Genomic DNA, 20,396 nt, shown 5'->3' on the forward strand with positions numbered 1-20,396 from the left:
TGCGATAAAATTCCTGCTATGCTATAAATACAATACCAGCTAAAGATAGCTAGTCTTTAGCTGGTAACCTAGTGGAAATAGTTGGGAGTTATAGCCCGTTTTTTCAAGTGATCACACAGGAGGGGGCTGCTCATAACATGAAACTATTTAGAAAGGTTAAGGGATATGACAATCGCCTTTATTATCCTGGCGGTCGGAAAATGCTCCATTGATTTGATGATCGCATGCAGAATATATAAAAAGACTAACCACGATTTCAAAGATCGCGATTAGTCCTAACCCTTAAACTCTCGAACCACATCGGGGGCTGATAGTTGGTGGCTATCAGTCCCTTATTCGTATCTAAGTATATTATATTTAATATACGAATGCAAGTAAGGAGTTATCACCAATGACAATGAAAACGACCAAGGCGCAACGTGACGCCTCTAATCGCTGGAACGAGAAGAACAAAGTACGCAAATACTATCTTGCTAAAAGATCCATGGCACGCAGTTACTGCAGAGTAGCCACCAAAAAAGGCTTAGAAGCATTGATCGCATTTGCTAACGAGAAACTGGCCGAACGCTTTCCAGAATGAGCAAAAAGCCCCCTGCACGATCGCAAGGGGCTTCTTAGCAAGTTCCACTTTTTGGAACTCATGTTAAACGTATTATATCACTTCTTAGGGATGCACATTGTCCAATTGTGGGTAATCACATCCCAACGTTGCAAATAAAAACGCCTTGCACGATCGCAAGACGCTAAAGAACTGTTTAGGCTGTAAGTAATCAATGAGAAACCCTGCAAATATTATATCACACATTACTAAATAAAAAGCTCTCTGGTGCCCGTAGACGATCCAGAGAGTGGCTAACCTTGTTCGATTGACTCTTAGTATATCAGATATGGGCAAAATAAAAAAGCGCTGGAATTTCCAACGCTTGAGATCTTGCACTATTCTAAACCACCTAGCCCAAATTTGAGGATCTCCCTAGGGTCTCCTTTCGGTCTCTTTTAAACTATTTTTATCTACTCTCTTTTAATAATCTGCTAAAGAGCTTTACTTAAAAGCCTTATATCACACGGGAACAAGTGTGCGTGTGATCTCCGAAAAATAATTCTAAACTCTGCTTGCCTAACGTTATTGCTGGGCAATTCATTAAAAAAGTAAACATAATAAGTGGTCTTTTTACGATAAATCGCAAAATACTTATACACCCTAATATCTTCAGCCTTAAAAATCCCTTGCTCGACCAAAAAACTACATTCACCAGCACAAATCCCTAACAATAAATGTGCCATAAAGGGCTTATGTGCTAGAAAAATTTGCTCTAAGAAATCAAACGTGACTAAAAGTGTATTTTCAAATAGTTTATTGGCAGTATTTTGCGAACGTGCGGTATATTTTGTATTTACGACTTGCTTACACTTAGAGAACGGGTAAAGCTCGCATTTAGCGATAAATTCTTGAATGACCCCCATGCTTAACGCCAGATAACGATCGACAATTTTTTGCGTATCTTGAGATAATGTAATTACTTTATTTGAGTTATACATAATTTATCTTCCTTTCCTCGGTATACTATATAAGTACGCAAAAAATAGCGAATTATTTTTTTTTCAAAAAAAAAAATGCTTACGCGATTTGGTAAGCATTCTTTTTGATAATTATTTCTTTTGATATTGCCGTTTAAAATCTTTTATTCCTGTTAAAACATATGTTGCTGGATCTGAAGTTGTATCTAAAGTACGATTTTTTTCATTTGTCAAAACCGAATTAAACAGCTTTTCATATTCTGCTACACTGACCTCTTGTCGTTTATTGAGCAGTGAGGTTGTTTTATTTGTTAAATGTTGCCGATAATTTTCTTGCAAGATCCCCGAGAAAAATTCACCTTGAGCACCAGAGCCATAACTAAACAGCCCTAAACGATCACCCGCCTGTAAATTATCACTATTTTCTAACAGTGATAATAGGCTTAAATAAAGCGAACCCGTATAAAGATTTCCAGTCAATTTATTATACTTACGACTTGCTTCAAATTCATTAAAGTACTTTGTTGCTTGCGTAGGATCAATGTTTTCTACTGCCAGTCTTAGTGCTTTTAGCCCTTGTTTAGTATAAGGTAAGTGGAATAATAAGGCCGTAAAATCTCGTAAAGTAAGACCCGTTTGTTCTTGAAAGTCATGAAATACTTGTTCAAAAAATTCTAAATATACGTTCGCCGAATATTTGCCATCAACCATCGCTTCTGTTTGTGATAAAGGCCGCCAAAAGTCCATAATATCTTTAGCATAGTAAGAACTTGCATCTTCCAATGCTAAAACGGCTGGATCAGCTGAGATTACCATTGCCACAGCTCCCCCACCTTGAGTTGGCTCTCCGGGTGTCTTTAAACCATAGCGCGCAATATCTGTTCCGATCACTAACGCTTTTTTATGCGGATTTAAGCTGATATGCCCCTTAGCAAGTTGGATACCTGCTGTTGCTGCATAACAAGCTTGCTTAAGTTCTAATGTTCTAATATTGTGTTTTAAACCTAATAACTCACTAACATAAGCTGCACTAGACTTAGAATTGTCTACTCCCGACTCGGTTGCAACTAACACAAGATCAATTTTTTCTTTATCTTCTTCGGTTAAGATCGTATCTGCTGCATTAGCTGCTAAAGTCACTGCATCTTGCGTTGGTGGAATAACCGCCATTTTTTCTTGTCCGATCCCAATCAAATATTTATTAGGATCTTCATTACGTTTTTTCGCTAGCTTAGCCATATCTACATATAAATGTGAGGTATAAAAACCAATTTTATCTATTCCTATTTTCATAATTTTGTTACATCATGCCCAATTTTACATGATCACCTTTCATATAATTACCTATCCAGTTTAACGAAGAATTCTTCGTTTCGCAAATTCGAGTATCCAGTAGTATAATTAAACTATAAAATTTTTCAAAGGTGGGATATTTTATGGCAGCAGTTAGTTTAGAAGTTTATGGTATTGTTCAAGGTGTTGGTTTTCGTTACACGACTAAAATTCTAGCCGATCAAATCGGCATCGTCGGTAAGGTGTTAAATCGAAGTGATGGTTCAGTTTATATTGAAGCTCAAGGACCATCGGAAAAATTAGCTGCTTTTATTGAAGGCGTCAAAGCTTCACCAAGCCCTGCTGGACGAGTTGATCGCGTCGCTATCCATTCCATCCCTGAAAACAGTTACACTCGTTTCAACGTTATGTATGAATAAACTTTCAAGGCGAGAACTTGCTCGCCTTTTATTTATGCGTGCTCCATTGAAATATCATTAGTTTTCAAGTATAGTTAATATCGAACTTATACACATAAGCGAAAGGAATTGACAAATGAAAAATAAGAAATTATTGGCTACTTTAGCTATTCTTTCTTCCGCCACAGTATTTTTAAGTGGTTGTGTTCAAAGAACATCTTCTGGTAAGCCTTATGGTTGGGTATATGAAAATATGGCCGTACCTACCCAACATTTACTGATGGGGCTTTCACAAATTTTAGGCAATAGTTTAGGTTGGGCTATCATTGCAATTACATTTATTGTTCGGTTGCTTTTAATGCCCGTTATGCTTAAACAATCTAAAAATGCCACGATCCAACAAGAAAAGATGGCTCACATCAAGCCTCTGATGGAAGATATCTCTAAGCGCCAAAAAGAAGCTTCTAGTGATGAAGAAAGAATGGCGATCAACCAAGAGATGTTACAACTTTATCGTGACAATAATATTTCCATGACTGGTGGGATCGGTTGTTTACCACTCTTGATCCAAATGCCGATTTTTGCAGCTCTTTATGCCGCAATTCAATACTCACCAGAATTATCTAGTTCTTATTTTTATGGAATCAACCTAGGTCAAAGAAGCTTTGCGTTAGTTGTTTTATCCTTTGTGATCTATGCTTTACAAGGCTGGCTTTCGACCCTTGGTTTACCCGAAGCACAAAAAGCTCAAATGAGACAAATGATGATCATTAGTCCTGTAATGATCACGGTTATGACCTATGTTTCCCCTGCTGGATTAGGCTTATATTTCTTTGTTGGTGGGGTCTTTGCATGTTTACAAACTTTGATAATCAATTACATGCGTCCACGTATCAGACAAGAAATTGCGGCTGAAATGAAGAAAAATCCGCCTAAAAAACCAACACCAACTCCTGTAAAAGCCACAGAAAAAACTACTGCTGAAAGTACAGCTGACAATACAGCTACTTCAGCTAAGAAAAAGCGCAACGCAGGAAAACAACACCGAAATAAGTAATAAAAACAAAGCACCTTTAAGTTGTGGAGCTACGACTTAAAGGTGCTTTTAATTTAAATAAAAAGTGGTGAAAAACATGCTGTTGCACTTTTTCACCACTTTTTCTAGTTTTTATTTATTTTTAGAGTCATCTTTAGGTTTAGCTAATGGTAATGAGATCTTAAATAAAGATCCTTGGCCAACTGCACTTTCAACGATCAATTTACCATGATAACCTTCGATCAAGCGCCGAGCAATCGATAACCCCAGACCATTACCGCCTTTATCGCGACTCCGAGCTTTATCTACTCGATAGAAGCGATCAAAGATCCGTTTAATGTTTTCCTGAGAGATCCCCTCACCAAAATCTTGCACCACAATATCAATATCATTGATATTTTTCGACAATGTCAAATGTACTTCTTTGCGATCTTTTGAATATTTTACGGCATTATCCATTAAAATAATCAGTACCTGTTCTAAATGATTGCGGTAAATTTGCACTTCTGCCTTATCGTTTAAATCATCATCCAATACAAAATTAAAATCTGGATGGATCATTTGGAAATTGTTAAAGACTTGCAAACCAACTTCTTTGGCATCAGTAATTTCTTTACCAAATTGGATTTCAACTTGTTCAGCCCTGGATAAATCAAGCATTTCTTGGACTAAACTCTTCATGCGACTTATTTCTTGCAACGAAGCATCGATCGACTCATCTAAGACAGCAGGGTCATTTTTCCCCCAGCGTTTCAATAAGGATAAATGCCCTTGAATAACAGCAACTGGGGTCCGGAGTTCGTGCGAAACATCTTCCACAAATTGCTGTTGCTGCTCAACGTAACGTTGCATGCGGTCAAGCATTTTATTGAAAAGACGCCCTAGTTCGGCTAATTCATCTTCATGGGCAAATTCTGGCACACGAACATTGGCTAAAGCATCACTTTCATCATCGCCATTTATGATCCCGATCGTATTATTTATTGATTCGATCGGACGAAGCAAGAGCGATGATAAACCATAACTAAGTAAGGCGATCCCAATTGCGGCGATCAAACAAAATACTAAGAAAATCAAAGTTAATTTACGTCTTGTCTTATCATAATTCACTAAGTCATCAGTAACCTGTACATAACCAATAACTTGTTTATTACTTTTAGAAACAACTTTTTTACCTAGTACTAGCACACCAGAATTTTGGGTACGTTTGACAGTTGTTTCTTCAGTGATCTCTAAAGGATCAAATTTAACGGGGACATCACGTGACGCAAATACCATCTCATTTGAAAGGTTATAAACACTCACACTGATATTTTCCCGTGTTAAGGCCGTATAAAAAGAACTCGAATATAATGTCTGTACTTCACGAATATTATGATCAGTGCGAACCTTTAAGCTCAGTGAATTTTCGGCACTATTTCGCGTAAGCTCTTTTGTATTTGTTGCCAAACTTTCGACTGCTGTTTCCAATGCTTCTTGGGCATAGCGCTTTTCTTGGTTCATCAATAATGTTGAAAAGCTTTGAAATAACAGTACTGAAAAGACTGCAAAAATTACCAGAACCCCTATTCCAGTCCCAACAGACCACTTTAACTTTAAAGAAAAGAAACTTTTCTTAGTATTCTTTCTTTTTTTTACTTTATTCTTTTGTTTGAGCTTCATTACGAGCGCATTACATAGCCTGTTCCACGTACAGTTTGGATATAGCTATCTTCACCTGGACGATCGATCTTGTTGCGTAAATAGCGAATGTAAACGTCAACCACATTCGTTTCAATTTGTGATTCATAACCCCAAACTTCTTTTAACAAGACATCACGTGCCAAAACAACATTCACATTTTCCATCAAAGTCAAAAGTAATTCATATTCACGCTTTGTCAATTCGATGATTTCATCACCGCGGCGAACGACCCGGTTTTCTTTTTCAATTACTAAATCACGATAACTTACCGTTGTTTGCTTGGAAGAGTTATATTCGCTTTCAAGATCTACCCGACGTAAAACTGCCCGCAAACGCGCTAATAATTCTTCGATAGCAAAAGGCTTGATGACATAGTCGTCTGCACCATGATCCAAGCCCGATACACGGTCAATAACAGAATCGCGTGCAGTCATCATAATAATTGGTGTATTTTTAACTTGGCGTACACGGCGACATACTTCAAGACCATTTAAATCAGGAAGCATCAAATCAAGTAAAATAGCATCCCATTCGTCACTTAAAGCAACTTCTAGACCTGTACGGCCATCTTCGCAAACATAGGTCTCATACCCTTCATGTTTTAATTCAAGTTCTACAAAGTGAGATAAATTTGCTTCATCTTCAATGATAAGTATCTTACTCATTTCTAAACACTCCTATAATTTTTATTGTTATATTATTATTAATTACTTACTGTGACTAACTTTAATTTTAACATTAATGCAATCAATAAGTACACATGTATTTTACATCAAGAAGAATTTATTATAGCATACTTACTGTTATACCGCTACCTGATAAACATATTCATTTTTTTATATAATATCAAGATACATACGAATTTATTAATCAATTACTAAAAAATAGGGCTACGCAAACTGCGTACCCCTATTAAAGCAATCTCATTATTCTTCGTGATACCATTCGTAGTGATATACTCCATCTTTGTCGACACGTTCATATGTGTGTGCACCAAAGTAATCACGTTGAGCTTGGATCAAGTTAGCTGGTAAGACAGCTGAACGATATTGATCATAGTATGTGATCGCACTTGTAAATCCAGGACATGGAACACCAGCTTGAATTGCTAAAGCCGAAATTTCACGCACAGCAGCTTGATATTTTGCTGTAATTTCTGTGAAATATGGATCTAACATCAAGTTTTTCAGTTCAGGATCTTTTTCAAAGGCATCTGTGATCTTTTGTAAGAATTGAGCCCGAATAATGCAACCTTCACGCCAAATCTTTGCTAAAGATCCATAATTTAAGTCCCAATCATATTTTTCAGAGGCAAAACGCATTTGTTCAAAGCCTTGAGCGTAACTAATAATTTTACTAAAGTAAAGTGCTTGGCGAATATTTTCAATTATCTCTTTTTTATCTAACTTAGCTGCATCGAACTTAGCTGGCTTAGCTAAAACTTTGCTTGCAGCCACACGTTCGTCTTTTAAAGCTGAGATGTAACGAGCATAAACAGATTCTGTGATCAATGATTGTGGTACCCCTAATTCTAAGGCACTTTCAGAACTCCATTTACCAGTTCCTTTGTTACCGGCACGATCCAAAATCATATCAACGATTGGATTATCTGTGCCTTCATCATCTTTTCTTGTCAAAATATCAGCTGTGATATCGATCAAGTAACTATCTAATTCACCCTCACGCCAACCATTGAAAATGTCAGCAATTTCATCAACTGAAAGGCCTAAAAGATTTCTTAACAAGTTATAGCTTTCAGAGATCAATTCCATGTCGCCATATTCGATCCCATTATGAACCATTTTAACATAGTGGCCTGCACCATTAGCACCGATGTAAGTAACACAAGCTTTACCATCTTCAGCTTTAGCAGCAATTTGATTTAAAATTGGTGCTACAAGATCATAAGCTTCTTTTTGACCACCAGGCATCAATGATGGACCTTCCAAGGCGCCTTTTTCACCGCCGGAAACACCCATACCGATGAAATTAACACCTGAATTATCTAATTCCTTATTACGACGCATTGTGTCTTCAAAGAAGGTATTCCCACCATCAATTAAGACATCACCTTTATCTAAGTAAGGTAATAAACTCTTGATCGTTGCATCGGTTGGTGCACCAGCTTTGACCATCAAGATAATACGACGTGGTTTTTCCAAAGAATTTACAAAATCTTCGATCGTATAACTTGGAACTAAATTTTTGTCAGCATGATCTTTTACTACTTGTTCAGTCTTTGAACCAGTACGGTTAAAAATCGCAACCGTATAACCACGGCTTTCAATGTTTAATGCTAAATTTTTTCCCATGACAGCCATACCAACAACACCAATTTGTGCTTTACCCATCACAAAAAACCTCCTAAAATCCTCACTGCGTTAATTTTACCAAAACTATCACAAAAATAAAAGATACGAAGCTTAACCCTTCATCACAAGGGTAGGTTCTGCTTTACCTAAAACAGTATCTTTTGAAATGATCACTTTCTCGATTTCTTTATTACTTGGTACTTCAAACATGATATCGCGCATGGTTGCTTCAATGATCGAGCGTAACCCACGCGCACCGGTATTACGTTCGATAGCTAGATGAGCTACCTCACGCAAAGCATCTTCTTCAAATTCCAATTTAACATCATCAAATTCTAACAACTTACTGTATTGCTTTACTAAAGCATTTTTAGGTTCGGTTAGGATTCTAACTAGATCTTCTTCAGAAAGTTTTTCTAAAGCAGTTAAGATTGGTAAGCGCCCAATAAATTCAGGAATCAAACCAAACTTCAATAGATCTTCTGGAATGATCTGTTGCATAAGGCTTTTATCTTCATCATATTTTTGATGACTATCAGCTCCAAAACCGATCGTTTTATCGCCTAAACGATTCTTAACAATCGTTTCAATACCGTCAAAAGCACCACCAACGATAAATAAAATATTTGTTGTATCGATTTGAATGAATTCTTGTTGTGGATGCTTACGTCCTCCCTGAGGTGGAACATTGGCGATCGTACCTTCTAAAATCTTTAGTAATGATTGTTGAACACCTTCACCGGAAACATCACGTGTAATTGAAACATTTTCACTTTTTTTTGCGATTTTATCAATTTCATCAATATATACAATTCCACGTTGTGCTCGTTCAACATCATAGTCTGCGTTTTGCAATAATTTAAGCAAAATATTTTCAACGTCTTCCCCAACATAACCGGCTTCGGTCAGTGTTGTTGCATCAGCGATCGTAAAAGGAACATTTAAGATCCGTGCCAAACTTTGTGCTAAAAATGTTTTACCTGAACCAGTAGGTCCCACTAAACAGATATTACTTTTTTGTAATTCTGTTTCATCATCATCTTTGCCTAAAGAAGCATTGATTCGCTTGTAATGATTATAAACTGCAACCGCTAATGTTTTCTTTGCTTGTTCTTGCCCAATAACATATTGATTTAAAATATCAACAATCTCTTTTGGTGTTGGAACATTGGTAAACTCACTTTGTACCGTTGCCTTATTTTCTTCTGTGATGATCGTTTGGGCTAACTCAACACATTCGTTACATATATATACGCCCGGGCCCGAGATCATACTCTTAACTTGCCGTTCAGATTTGCCACAAAATGAGCAAACAGCCGGTTCATTTGGATCTGTATTTTCGTACATTTAAATCACCTTTATCTAATAATTAATTCCTATTTTATCAGACATTGCTACTAAACACTAATACTTACTTTTAAATATTAACTAACCAGAAAATAAAGTGAGATAAATTTAGGGACCGCAACGGGTTTGTCCGCTACGATCCCTAAATTACAAGATTTAATTGAAGTAATTGACTACTTAACTTGTTTTGCAGAGTCAGTCATTTCTTTAACAACTTTTCTGATAGCAATATCATGGTTCAACATATCGTTGGAAAGCGCTGAGCGAACTGCAGCTTCTTCCATACCATATTGTGCAGCCAATGCTTTGATTTCATCATCAATTTCTTTTTCAGATGCCTTAACATCTTCTGCTGCAACGATTGCTTCAAGAACAAGGTTTGTCTTAACGCGTTTTTCAGCGCCATTTTCAAATTGTTTATGCAAGTCTTCTTCAGAAGAACCTGTAAGTTTGTAGTACATATCTGCACTAATACCTTGTTGTTGTAGACCAGCTAAGTATTGATCCATTTGACGATGTACGTCTTCTTCGATCATTGCTGCTGGGATTTCGCCGATTTCAGCATTTTCAACTGCTTTATCGATAACTTCATCTTGGATAGCTTCTTTAGCAGCTGCTTCTTTTTGAGCTTCAAGACGTTCGCGTGTCTTAGCTGTTAATTCAACTAATGTGTCAACTTCTTCGTCAACATCTTTAGCGAATTCATCATCAAGCTCTGGTAATTCTTTTGTCTTTACTTCGTGGATCGTTGTTTCAAAGACAGCATCTTTCCCCTTAAGATCTTCTGCATGGTATTCTTCTGGGAAAGTAACTTCAACTTCCACTGTTTCACCAGCTTTGTGACCAACTAATTGTTCTTCAAAGCCTGGGATAAATGTGTTAGAACCAAGTTCAAGTGAATAGTTTTCACCCTTACCACCATCAAAAGCAACACCGTCAACTTTACCTTCAAAGTCGATCACAACTGTGTCGCCTTCAGCAGCTGGTTGGTCTTCTTTTAAGACTAGTTCAGCTTGTTGTTCTTGTAATTTCTTGATTTCAGCATCAACTTCTTCATCTGTTACTTCAGTTGATTGTGCTTTAACTTCAAGATCTTTGTATTGACCTAATTTAACTTCTGGTTCAACTGTAACTTTAGCAGTTAAAACCCATGTAGAATCTTTTTCCATTGATTCAACGTTAATTTCAGGTTGAGCAACTGGTTTGATTGCAGATTCAGCAACAGCTGCTGCATACGCTTCTGGTAAAACAGCGTTCAAAGCGTCTTGGTATAATGATTCTTCACCAAACATTTGGTTGAAAACTTGACGAGGAACCTTACCCTTACGGAAACCAGGAACGTTTAGAGTCTTTTTAACACGGTTAAATGCTTTTTCTAAACCTTCCTTAACTTTTTCTTTTTCGATTTCAAAGGTTAACTTACCGTTATTTGTACCTTTTTCTTTTTCCCATTTTACAGACATTATTTTCCCTCCGAGTAAAATAGTTTGTACAATTTACTGAGTAATTGCATACTAACTAAGTTTAACTTAGAAAGCTTGAAATGTAAATGTTTATCACACAATTTGTCAGATAAAAAGTCGCTTTTTATACAAAAAAGCTTGGGAAATTCCCAAGCTTTTCCTAATATTATTAAAATATTAGTCGTCGATTTCAGAAACGACACCAGCACCAACTGTACGGCCACCTTCACGAACTGTGAATTTAAGACCTTTTTCGATAGCAACTGGAGCGATCAATTCAACGGAGAATGTTACGTTATCGCCAGGCATAACCATTTCTACACCTTCAGGTAATTCAATAACACCTGTAACGTCTGTTGTGTGGAAATAGAATTGTGGACGGTAGTTTGAGAAGAATGGAGTATGACGGCCACCTTCTTCTTTTGTCAAGACGTAAACTTCACCCTTGAACTTCTTGTGTGTTTGGATTGAACCTGGTTTTGCAAGAACTTGACCACGTTCGATTTGTGTACGGTCAACACCACGAAGTAAAGCACCGATGTTATCGCCAGCTTCACCTTCGTCAAGTGTCTTACGGAACATTTCAACACCTGTAACTGTTGTCTTAAGGATGTCATCTTTCAAACCAACGATTTCAACTTCATCGCCGACTTTAACAACACCACGGTCGATACGACCAGAAGCAACAGTACCACGACCTGTGATTGTAAATACGTCTTCAACAGGCATCAAGAATGGCTTGTCTGTAGGACGTTCTGGTGTTGGGATATATTCATCAACTGTATCCATTAATTCAAGGATCTTCTTCTTAGCATCTTCATCATCTTCCAATGCTTTAAGAGCAGAGCCACGGATAACAGGAATATCATCACCAGGGAAATCGTATTCGCTTAATAAGTCACGAACTTCCATTTCAACCAAGTCTAATAATTCTTCGTCATCAACCAAGTCACACTTGTTCAAGAAGACAACGATGTATTCAACACCAACTTGGCGAGCAAGTAAGATGTGTTCACGTGTTTGTGGCATAGGACCATCAGTTGCAGCAACAACCAAGATAGCACCATCCATTTGAGCAGCACCAGTGATCATGTTCTTAACGTAGTCAGCGTGTCCTGGAGCATCGATGTGTGCGTAGTGACGGCCTTCTGTTTCGTATTCAACGTGAGCTGTGTTGATTGTGATACCACGTTCACGTTCTTCTGGAGCAGCATCAATAGAAGCGTAATCTTCAGCTTGAGCTAAACCTTTTTCAGATAAAACCTTTGTGATAGCTGCTGTTAAAGTTGTTTTCCCATGGTCAACGTGTCCAATTGTACCGATGTTTACATGGGGTTTTGTTCTTTCGTAATGTTCTTTTGCCATTAATACGAACCTCCTGTAATTTTGCAAAGAAAATCTGCAATCCTGCCGATAATCCTTTAGCATTTATTATACTACTTTCAGTTAAGAATGCCAAGCAAATTTATTACTCGGGTTCTTTCTAAACTGAAAACCTTGAATTATTATATAGTCACTATTCATTTTTGTAAATACTAAAATCCAATTATTTAGAAAAAAATTTAATAAACCTTGCTAAAGAATAGGCTTTTGTATGTTTTTTATTACAATCACTTGATATCGATTTAAGGTATATTATTCATTTATTCTCCGTTTTTGGACATAGTTTGCAATCAAGAAAAATAAAAGTGTATACAATACAATTACTATAAGCGATTGAGTCGGATTAGCTGAATTACCATCGATGTTTTTTCCTAAATTTGAAATATGATACTGGGGAAAAATATAATGTATCTTATCTTGTATGGAACCCTCTTTTAGGGAAAATAATGCACCTGAAAGTAGCATAGTTAGAACAGATACCATTGTTCCTACTAAAAGTGCCCCTTGATTTTTTCTAGTAAAAGTAGATAACAACATTCCAAAATTTGCTGAAAATATCTCAATTAAGTGGATGTATAAAACTAACTTCCACGATATATCAAGATCAAATAAAGGAAGTATAACTAAACTACTTAATAGATTAGTTATAAATAAAATTAAAAAATTAAACGTTACTTGTTGAAAAATATAAGGAAGATTTGACACTCCACTTAGATGAATTCGTTTATCAAGTCCATTTCTATCATCGAAATAGAATTTATATAGTATTAATGAAAGTATCATAGAGCTCATAGCCATAATAGTAATAATAATTTTATAATAATTATTACTATTAGAAGTAGGGGCGGTTAATGATTTTCTTTCATTTAAATACTGACTTAATCTTTTACCTAAAGTTGAATTCCTGGCTGTAATTACTTTATATTTTCCATTCTCCTTACTAATATATGAATCATACTTACCTAGTATCAAATTAACATAATAATTATCATCCTTTTCTACTTCTTTGACAGAAAAGTTTTTATCGTTCATTTCTAATAGCTCAATTGCATCTTTGGTTACACCTATTTGTACTTTTTGGCTTTTCATTGTTACAACAAATGATGTTGCTGCGATAGTTACAAAAACTAGTAAAATAGATATAAGAATATATGATTTTTCTTCTAAAAAACGTTGTGAGTTGCCTCTTAAGATCATAAATTTCATTTTACTCTCCATAATCCTCAGGGTGATATTTAAAGTGAATAATAATTAAAAATAGTACTGAACATAGTAATAAAATTGCTAACGTATTAAAATAAGAACTGTAATTTTTATCGTAAATTACACTAAAAAATATTGACATCACTTTTGAAATTGGAGATAGAGTGGATAAATCAGCAATTTTTCCCCAAATATGTACATCGGAAAAAACAATCCGGATAAAATTGCAAAAATGTTAATAACTAAATTTAAAATTTTAGTCGCAATATCTTCATTTTGCATTAGCACACAGAAGGCACCTCCAAATGTGATAGAAAATGTTACTAAAGCTAAGTCAAGTAATAAAATATAGTCAATATTTGATTTACCATAGTTCACTAGTCCCATACTATTAAAAATAATCATATAAATTGCTAAGATAAAATATGGGACAGAGATAGCAACTATTAGTTTTTATAGATAAATTTTATATCGTGGAATAGGTGAATACACAATCCTATAATTTGCATATTTCACATTACTTCCAAATAATAATTCTGGTAGTATAATAACAGTTGCCATCGATAAGTAAATCATCATCGTAACACCACAATAATCATATGAAGTTAAAATATCGTCACTAAAAATTGATTCAAATACCAGCCCTGTTATTAATATCAGAACAACTGGATAAATTATTAGATACATCATGATTGGTTTATTTCTTAAAAGATTCACCGTATCTTGTTTCATTATTGTTAGCATTATTAAACCTCACTATTTAATCTCTTAATCTTTTTCCAGTTAATAGCAAGAAAACATCCTCTAAGTTTTTCTTTATCATCGTGATACTAACGATATTTAAATTAAATCTAATTAGAATCTCCAATACACTATTAATCGGTGCAGATTCCTCATCCATACTAAAAATCACTTCAGATTCACTTTTTTGATTTACTTCCACAACATTCGATGACTTACGAATTTCATCTAACACTTCTGGATTTATTTGTTTATCTACTCTAATTTGGTAATTAGAATTACTATAATATTTTAAAATATTATCAAGTGAGTCATTTAAAAGAACTACTCCTCCATCCATGATAATGACACGATCACATATCTGTTGTACTTCTTCCATATAATGGGTTGTATATATAATGGTTGCTCCCTCGTCTCTCAAATTCTTAATTGAATCTAGTATATGATTCCTAGATTGTGGATCAATCCCAACTGTTGGTTCATCAAAAATAATCAACTTGGGATTATGTGCTATAGCACACGCAATATTCAAACGCCTTTTCATACCACCAGAAAAAGTTGATGGCCTATCATGTTTTCTATCTTCAAGCCCAACTTTTCTTAATGCATCTTCAACTCTTTCATTGATTTCGCTTTTTTTTATTCCATATAAGGAAGCAAAGAATTTAACATTCTGTAAAGCTGATATATCTTCATAAATAGCTAATTCTTGTGGGACAATTCCGAGTTGTTTCTTTATATCCTTAATAGACAAGCCAGCATCGTTAAAATAAGTTATTTCACCATTATCAGATTGCAATAAAGTAGATAAAATATTTATTGTCGTACTTTTTCCTGCACCATTTGGTCCTAAGAAACCTAGAATTTCACCTTTTATAACATTAAAATTTAAATTATCTAACGCTTTCCTCCCATTTTTATATGTTTTTGATAGTTTTTTTACCTCTAAAAGATTTTCCATTATGTCTTTCATCCTTTACCCTTTTACAATTTTTTGATTGTTTCAAAGAAAAATCGCTTTAAATACATTACTTCTGAGTTAGTGAACATCTCATTTCGATATTCAATTATCGCCTGTAAACATCCATTAATTTTTACAAATTCCCATTTTAAATTAAACACACCTTGTTTTTTTATCAATTCAGTTTGAGCACCTAAAACATTATGCACATGAAAAATCAATTGTAATTGCTGGACCTGTAAGATCAAACATATATGAAATTCTCCCAGAAATCATTACTGCTATATTTTCTAGCCTTCTTATCCATTAAAACCAATGTTAAAAATAATATTTACAATTTTTTCCATATAGCTTTCTTTTTCATCTTCGCTATCAAATTTCGAAAAGATAGGGTATGAATTTTGAATTAAATTCATAATCATTTTTGCTTCTAGTAATGGTGGATTTTCTTCTAGTTCTGGATTAATAACTGTAAGTATCTCGGCAACAATGGAAACCATCTTTTGGTTAAAATTAACCATTAATTTTTGAAAATCTTCATCTTTTCTAGAAAGTATGAGAATATCACTATTTAAAAAATGGTTTTCCCAAGTATTATCTATTCCTTTAATTAAAAATTCTTTTATTTTTATTTCTGAACGAATATTTTTCCCTGTAACTTCTTTTCGTAAGACTTCCATTTGCTTTAAAGAATAGTTAAAAAACGTCTTGATCAATTCTTTAAAAATATCTTCTTTGCTACTAAAATAGTTATAAAAAACACCCGCAGAAACTCCTGCCATCTTTGTAATTTCTTTTGTTGTTATAGACGTTATGCTTCTATTTTTTAAAAGGGCATCTGTAGCCTTTATTAATTTTTGTTTATTATCATCTCTTGCCATAATTACCTCAAAATAATTTTATATTCTATAAATGAATTACAAATCATCTAACAGCGAAAATCAACTATATACATGAACTAAAATTCGCTTTCTTAAGAAATAACCTTTATATATGAACAAAAAATCACTAAAAGTACTTTAATCATATAGTATAATGTGTGTACGCTTTCTGGTATGGACGAAAAATTCATACCAGTTTTTAACACAAAAAAAGACATTGAATGTCCTCCTGTTATACAATTAATTCACCACAAATAACCAAATAAAGGAGTATGACATCTATGTCCTGTAACCATTTTATCCTAAAATCACTAAATCATTTATACACTTGAAGTTATTGATACTTTATCGTCCAAAAAAGAGAAAACTGTCGTTCACTATTTAGCACTACTAGCCTAAATAATCTCATCGAAACACTATCTTGTAAACCAAAAAGTAAATCATGTTATTTGTAAATAAGAACTGAATAACGGGTTTATGGCTCGCCTTTGTCATTGTTCTGTCAGTAGTGTTCGACGACGTATTAAACTTCCTGATTAGCCATTAGCTACAATCATCAATCATTTTAAAAACTACTATTCAAAACAAGAACGTAACCAAGTAAACTTTATTGTAGTCAGTTTAAATACTCAATATCAGCACTTTATCAGACAACTTTTCACCAATTCCAAAATCATCATGATTACTTCCATATCGTCCAATTAGTGGAACAAGCTTTAGATAATTATCGCATATTGCTAGCTTGCCAAATCACTAGATAAAAAGAGTCGAAAATATAAAACTCTCAAATCTCAATGGCATTTATTCCATAAAAATAGATGAACTCCAAACTCAGAACCCCAATTATTTCAGAGATATCAACGAATATAAAGCTACTAAAAAAATTGTTATGGCTTTAGGAATCAACAATTTTTCTTTTTACGAAAAAACACTCCCCACATTTCTGTAGGAAGTGTTATACAGGTTATCCATATAATCGACGGACACCTGGTATTTTCCATATGTTTCGGCTAATTCAATTAAGATGTTAAGCTCTGAAAATTTTTCTTGCATACTTTCAGCAATTGGTCGTCTATATGGTATCTAGTTGGCAGTTAGGAATGAAAATGAGGCAATTCATTTGGTTATCGGAAAAAGTTCCATCACATTAATGATCATTGAGTCTAAAAAAATACTAAGTACAATTTTATTGATCATAATCAGCCTTAAAGAAGTCATTAACTTTCCTATCCTTACAAAGATTAAGCAATGGTTACTTTCTCGTTTACCACAAAGATATTCGACCTATTTTTGAAATACTGCAAATGATCACAATCAATAGGAATTAGACATTCCACTGTTTCAAACTTTTTTCCAATTCATTTGCCAAAGCCGTTTCTGCTTCCGACATATCATCTTTTTGTAACAGAACACGATACATTTGTGCTGGATCTTGATATAAAGCTAATTTAGGATATAACAATTGTAATTTTAACCGTAATTCAGCAAGCATTGCTGGTCTGAGATCTTCTGAGATCGTATCATCATTTTCTAGCAGCATTACCAAGCGCTGATACATTAAATACTCGTCTAACTCTTTTAAGTTTGCTGGGATAAATTCTTGTTCTTCACCACTAAATAAACGGTATCTTACCTTTTCTTTGCTTCCTAAATAGCGCAATTCATCTAGCAACGAAGCTCTAACTAGCGGATGAACATAAGGGTCATTCAAATCATTGACGACTGCTTCTTTAAATTCTTCGATCGTTAAACAATCAGCCTGTGAAACGAGCTTGCGTTGTCCTAAAGTATCCAGAGCCCCTAAATGAGCTAATTGTCGCTTGATATCTGCAACGCTTCGATCTTTTCTAGCTTGCGCTAACGTTTTTTCAAATAGTTTTGAAAATGAATCTGCCTCATTTGAGGTCATAAAACCGCCCATTAAGTCCAAAGTCATTTGGATCTTACGAACTTTACCTGCTAAAATAGCTTCTTTGACATACTCTGACAATTTTTCGTTATCTCTGATATAGTCAAGCAAATAGTCTTCAGCGATCAAACTGGCTTCTGCATGCTCATTTAGCCCCTTAAACGCTGAAAATAATAAATAATTTAACTTGAAAGTTTTTTTATCAGCATAAGCCTTTTCCAGATTTTCAACTGCCTTTGCATAATTCTTTTGTTCAAGTGCCAAAACACCTGCATCATACGCATTATTTTCCATGTATTATACCCTTTTCCCACGATATATCAGTATGGGACTGTAGCAGTAACTACAGTCCCATGGCATGATATGTTTATTTTACGATTCTTTTTTGTTATTCTTTTTATTTTTACCATGTCCATGATATTGATTGATTTCCATGATAACTGGTAAAATCACCGGATGGCGCTTTGTTTGTTCATAAAGGAAATGATTTAATTGTTCTCTAACATCTTGCTTAAGATGGCTCCAATCAAATTCTTTATTATCTAAATTAGCTTGAACTGTTTTAGTAATAATGTCTGCACTCTCAGCAATCAAATCACGACTCGTTTTAACATACACAAAGCCACGTGAGGTGATTTTTGGTTTATCAACGATCTTCTTTTTCTTGCGATCGATCGTGACCACAGCAATAAAGATTCCATCTTCAGATAAAATTTTGCGATCACGTAGCACAATATTACCGATATCACCGACACCGATCCCATCGATCATCGTATTACCAACTTCAACTGATGAAGCCACTAACATTTTTCCACGGGTATATTCAGCTACATCACCCTTGGCTAATAAGAAAATATTTTCAGCTGGAACACCGACTTCACTAGCTGCTTTAGCATTGGCTGCTAGTAAACGATACTCACCTTGAACTGGTAAAACATACCGTGGTTTTAATAAGTTCATCATCAACTGTAGATCATTTTTGCTAGCATGCCCCGAAGAATTCAATTCATCAGAGATCGATTTTACGTCCGCACCAGAACGATAGATCATATCACGTGTACGAGCAACATTAGTTTCCATTGCATGGGACGGGGTTGTTGTGATAAACACTAAGTCCCCTTCATGCAAACTAACAAATTTATGTCGCTTAAGAGCCATTTTTTGTAAAGATTTTAAGGGTTCACCAGAGCGTCCTGCCTCTAATACAACGATTTGATCATCATCATAGCGACCAATATCTTTGATTGGGATCAAGATATCATCTTCTGGCAAGTGCAATTTATTTAGCTTCATCGCTGTCCGCACGATTTTTTCAACATCATGCCCCGTCAAAGCTACTTTTCGTCCATTAGCTGCTGCAGCGTCAAGGACTTGTTGAACGCGCGAAATATTTGATGCAACACACGCTACAATGATCCGCCCTTTACGATATTCAAACGTTTCACTGATAAAATCATAAATTTCACGTTCATTGACCGTTTCATTTGGGTTTTCTGCATTAGCAGAATCACTAAGTAAAGCTAATACTCCTTCATTTCCAAGCTCAGCTAAACGTGCAAAATCGGTTTGGTATTCTGGCAAAGCCGTTTGATCAAACTTAAAATCACCGGTATAAACGATCGTTCCTTCATCCGTCTTTAAAGCGATTCCTAAACTTTCTGGGATAGAATGAGTTGTCTTAAAAAACGACACCGTTGCACTAGGAAAATCGATCTCGGTTTTTTCGTTGATCACATGGAAGTCAGCAAAATTCTTAGCGATCTCTTCATTTTCACAAGCAATTTTTGCTAAAGCGATCGTTAATTCAGAACCAAATACAGGAACGTCAAATTCACTCACAAAATATGGCAATGCTCCTATCGCATCTGCATGTCCATGAGTCAAGAAAACACCGACAATTCGCCGTGCATTTTGGCGTAAATATTCAAAATCAGGAATCACAATATCAATTCCCAATAATTCATTTTCAGGATATTTCAATCCACAATCTAAAATATAAATATCATCATTTACTTCAACAGCATACATATTTTTAGCATTCTCACGTACGCCTCCAAGTGAAATGAGTTTTACATCACTCACATTATCACCTCTAAAATTTAATTTTATATACAATAGTTTCATATTAAACAGGGGCTAACTGACCTATCAACGCTTAATTATACCATAAATCCCCTAAATTTATAAAATATACTTACCAGCTAGTAACAAGATGGCATTGCTAAGTAAATGATTGCACAAAAAAAGATGTCACTAAAGTATTCTCTA

Annotated in this window: 17 protein-coding genes and 1 pseudogene; 3 read left to right on the top strand and 15 right to left on the bottom strand. The window is 35.0% G+C overall.

Features of this window, described 5'->3' with window-relative positions; genetic code table 11:
* Positions 1-391 precede the first annotated feature (391 nt).
* Positions 392-580: a hypothetical protein gene (locus FC32_RS09175; RefSeq protein ID WP_056957300.1), complete on the top strand. Its 189-nt coding sequence runs from the start codon at positions 392-394 to the stop codon at positions 578-580.
* Between the two features lie 452 nt (positions 581-1,032).
* Here FC32_RS09175 and FC32_RS09180 read toward each other — a convergent pair whose 3' ends face one another.
* Both FC32_RS09180 and FC32_RS09185 read right to left on the bottom strand, forming a co-directional pair.
* Positions 1,033-1,539 (bottom strand): hypothetical protein, encoded by a 507-nt coding sequence (locus tag FC32_RS09180; protein ID WP_025088053.1) that lies wholly within the window; start codon positions 1,537-1,539, stop codon positions 1,033-1,035.
* Between the two features lie 111 nt (positions 1,540-1,650).
* The gene (locus FC32_RS09185) at positions 1,651-2,811 is read right to left on the bottom strand and encodes a hydroxymethylglutaryl-CoA synthase (protein ID WP_025088054.1); all 1,161 of its coding nucleotides are present in this window, start codon (positions 2,809-2,811) and stop codon (positions 1,651-1,653) included.
* Positions 2,812-2,954: 143 nt separating this feature from the next.
* Between FC32_RS09185 and FC32_RS09190 the strand changes: the two genes are divergently transcribed.
* Both FC32_RS09190 and yidC read left to right on the top strand, forming a co-directional pair.
* Positions 2,955-3,230: an acylphosphatase gene (locus tag FC32_RS09190; RefSeq protein WP_025088055.1), complete on the top strand. Its 276-nt coding sequence runs from the start codon at positions 2,955-2,957 to the stop codon at positions 3,228-3,230.
* 115 nt (positions 3,231-3,345) lie between these two features.
* Positions 3,346-4,266 carry a membrane protein insertase YidC gene (gene yidC / locus FC32_RS09195; protein WP_025088056.1) on the top strand — a complete coding sequence of 307 codons (921 nt, stop codon included), beginning with the start codon at positions 3,346-3,348 and terminating at the stop codon, positions 4,264-4,266.
* Between the two features lie 111 nt (positions 4,267-4,377).
* Here the strand turns inward: yidC and FC32_RS09200 are convergent, their stop codons facing one another.
* The 13 genes and pseudogenes from FC32_RS09200 to FC32_RS09260 form a co-directional block, all read right to left on the bottom strand.
* On the bottom strand, positions 4,378-5,907 hold the full coding sequence (locus tag FC32_RS09200) for a HAMP domain-containing sensor histidine kinase (protein ID WP_056957410.1): 1,530 nt from the start codon (positions 5,905-5,907) through the stop codon (positions 4,378-4,380).
* Positions 5,907-6,593 carry a response regulator transcription factor gene (locus FC32_RS09205; protein WP_025088057.1) on the bottom strand — a complete coding sequence of 229 codons (687 nt, stop codon included), beginning with the start codon at positions 6,591-6,593 and terminating at the stop codon, positions 5,907-5,909. Before FC32_RS09205 ends, FC32_RS09200 begins: the two co-directional genes overlap by 1 nt.
* 261 nt (positions 6,594-6,854) lie before the next feature.
* Entirely contained in the window at positions 6,855-8,279 is a 1,425-nt protein-coding gene (gene gndA, locus FC32_RS09210) for an NADP-dependent phosphogluconate dehydrogenase (protein WP_025088058.1), read from the bottom strand.
* A gap of 72 nt (positions 8,280-8,351) precedes the next feature.
* Entirely contained in the window at positions 8,352-9,587 is a 1,236-nt protein-coding gene (clpX, locus tag FC32_RS09215) for an ATP-dependent Clp protease ATP-binding subunit ClpX (protein ID WP_025088059.1), read from the bottom strand.
* Positions 9,588-9,760: 173 nt separating this feature from the next.
* Entirely contained in the window at positions 9,761-11,050 is a 1,290-nt protein-coding gene (tig, locus tag FC32_RS09220) for a trigger factor (protein WP_025088060.1), read from the bottom strand.
* Between the two features lie 177 nt (positions 11,051-11,227).
* Complete coding sequence (gene tuf, locus FC32_RS09225) at positions 11,228-12,415, bottom strand: elongation factor Tu (RefSeq protein WP_025088061.1); 1,188 nt, start codon at positions 12,413-12,415, stop codon at positions 11,228-11,230.
* Positions 12,416-12,685: 270 nt separating this feature from the next.
* The gene (locus FC32_RS09230; protein ID WP_056957411.1) at positions 12,686-13,639 is read right to left on the bottom strand and encodes an ABC transporter permease; all 954 of its coding nucleotides are present in this window, start codon (positions 13,637-13,639) and stop codon (positions 12,686-12,688) included.
* Between the two features lies 1 nt (position 13,640).
* A pseudogene (locus FC32_RS11015) lies at positions 13,641-14,380 on the bottom strand (ABC transporter permease).
* Between the two features lie 16 nt (positions 14,381-14,396).
* The gene (locus tag FC32_RS09240; protein ID WP_056957412.1) at positions 14,397-15,338 is read right to left on the bottom strand and encodes an ABC transporter ATP-binding protein; all 942 of its coding nucleotides are present in this window, start codon (positions 15,336-15,338) and stop codon (positions 14,397-14,399) included.
* Between the two features lie 201 nt (positions 15,339-15,539).
* Positions 15,540-15,641 carry a beta-ketoacyl synthase N-terminal-like domain-containing protein gene (locus tag FC32_RS11120; protein WP_369384585.1) on the bottom strand — a complete coding sequence of 34 codons (102 nt, stop codon included), beginning with the start codon at positions 15,639-15,641 and terminating at the stop codon, positions 15,540-15,542.
* Positions 15,638-16,219, bottom strand: coding sequence for a TetR/AcrR family transcriptional regulator (locus FC32_RS09250; protein WP_025087943.1), 582 nt, complete (start codon positions 16,217-16,219; stop codon positions 15,638-15,640). The genes FC32_RS11120 and FC32_RS09250 overlap by 4 nt, the downstream gene beginning before the upstream one ends.
* 1,324 nt (positions 16,220-17,543) lie before the next feature.
* Complete coding sequence (locus tag FC32_RS09255) at positions 17,544-18,422, bottom strand: hypothetical protein (RefSeq protein WP_025087944.1); 879 nt, start codon at positions 18,420-18,422, stop codon at positions 17,544-17,546.
* A 78-nt stretch (positions 18,423-18,500) separates the two neighbouring features.
* Positions 18,501-20,210, bottom strand: a complete 1,710-nt coding sequence (locus tag FC32_RS09260) for a ribonuclease J (protein ID WP_025087945.1) — start codon at positions 20,208-20,210, stop codon at positions 18,501-18,503.
* Between the last annotated feature and the right edge of the window lie 186 nt (positions 20,211-20,396).

The sequence above is a fragment of the Ligilactobacillus apodemi DSM 16634 = JCM 16172 genome (assembly GCF_001434405.1).
GTDB classification, from domain to species: Bacteria; Bacillota; Bacilli; order Lactobacillales; family Lactobacillaceae; genus Ligilactobacillus; species Ligilactobacillus apodemi.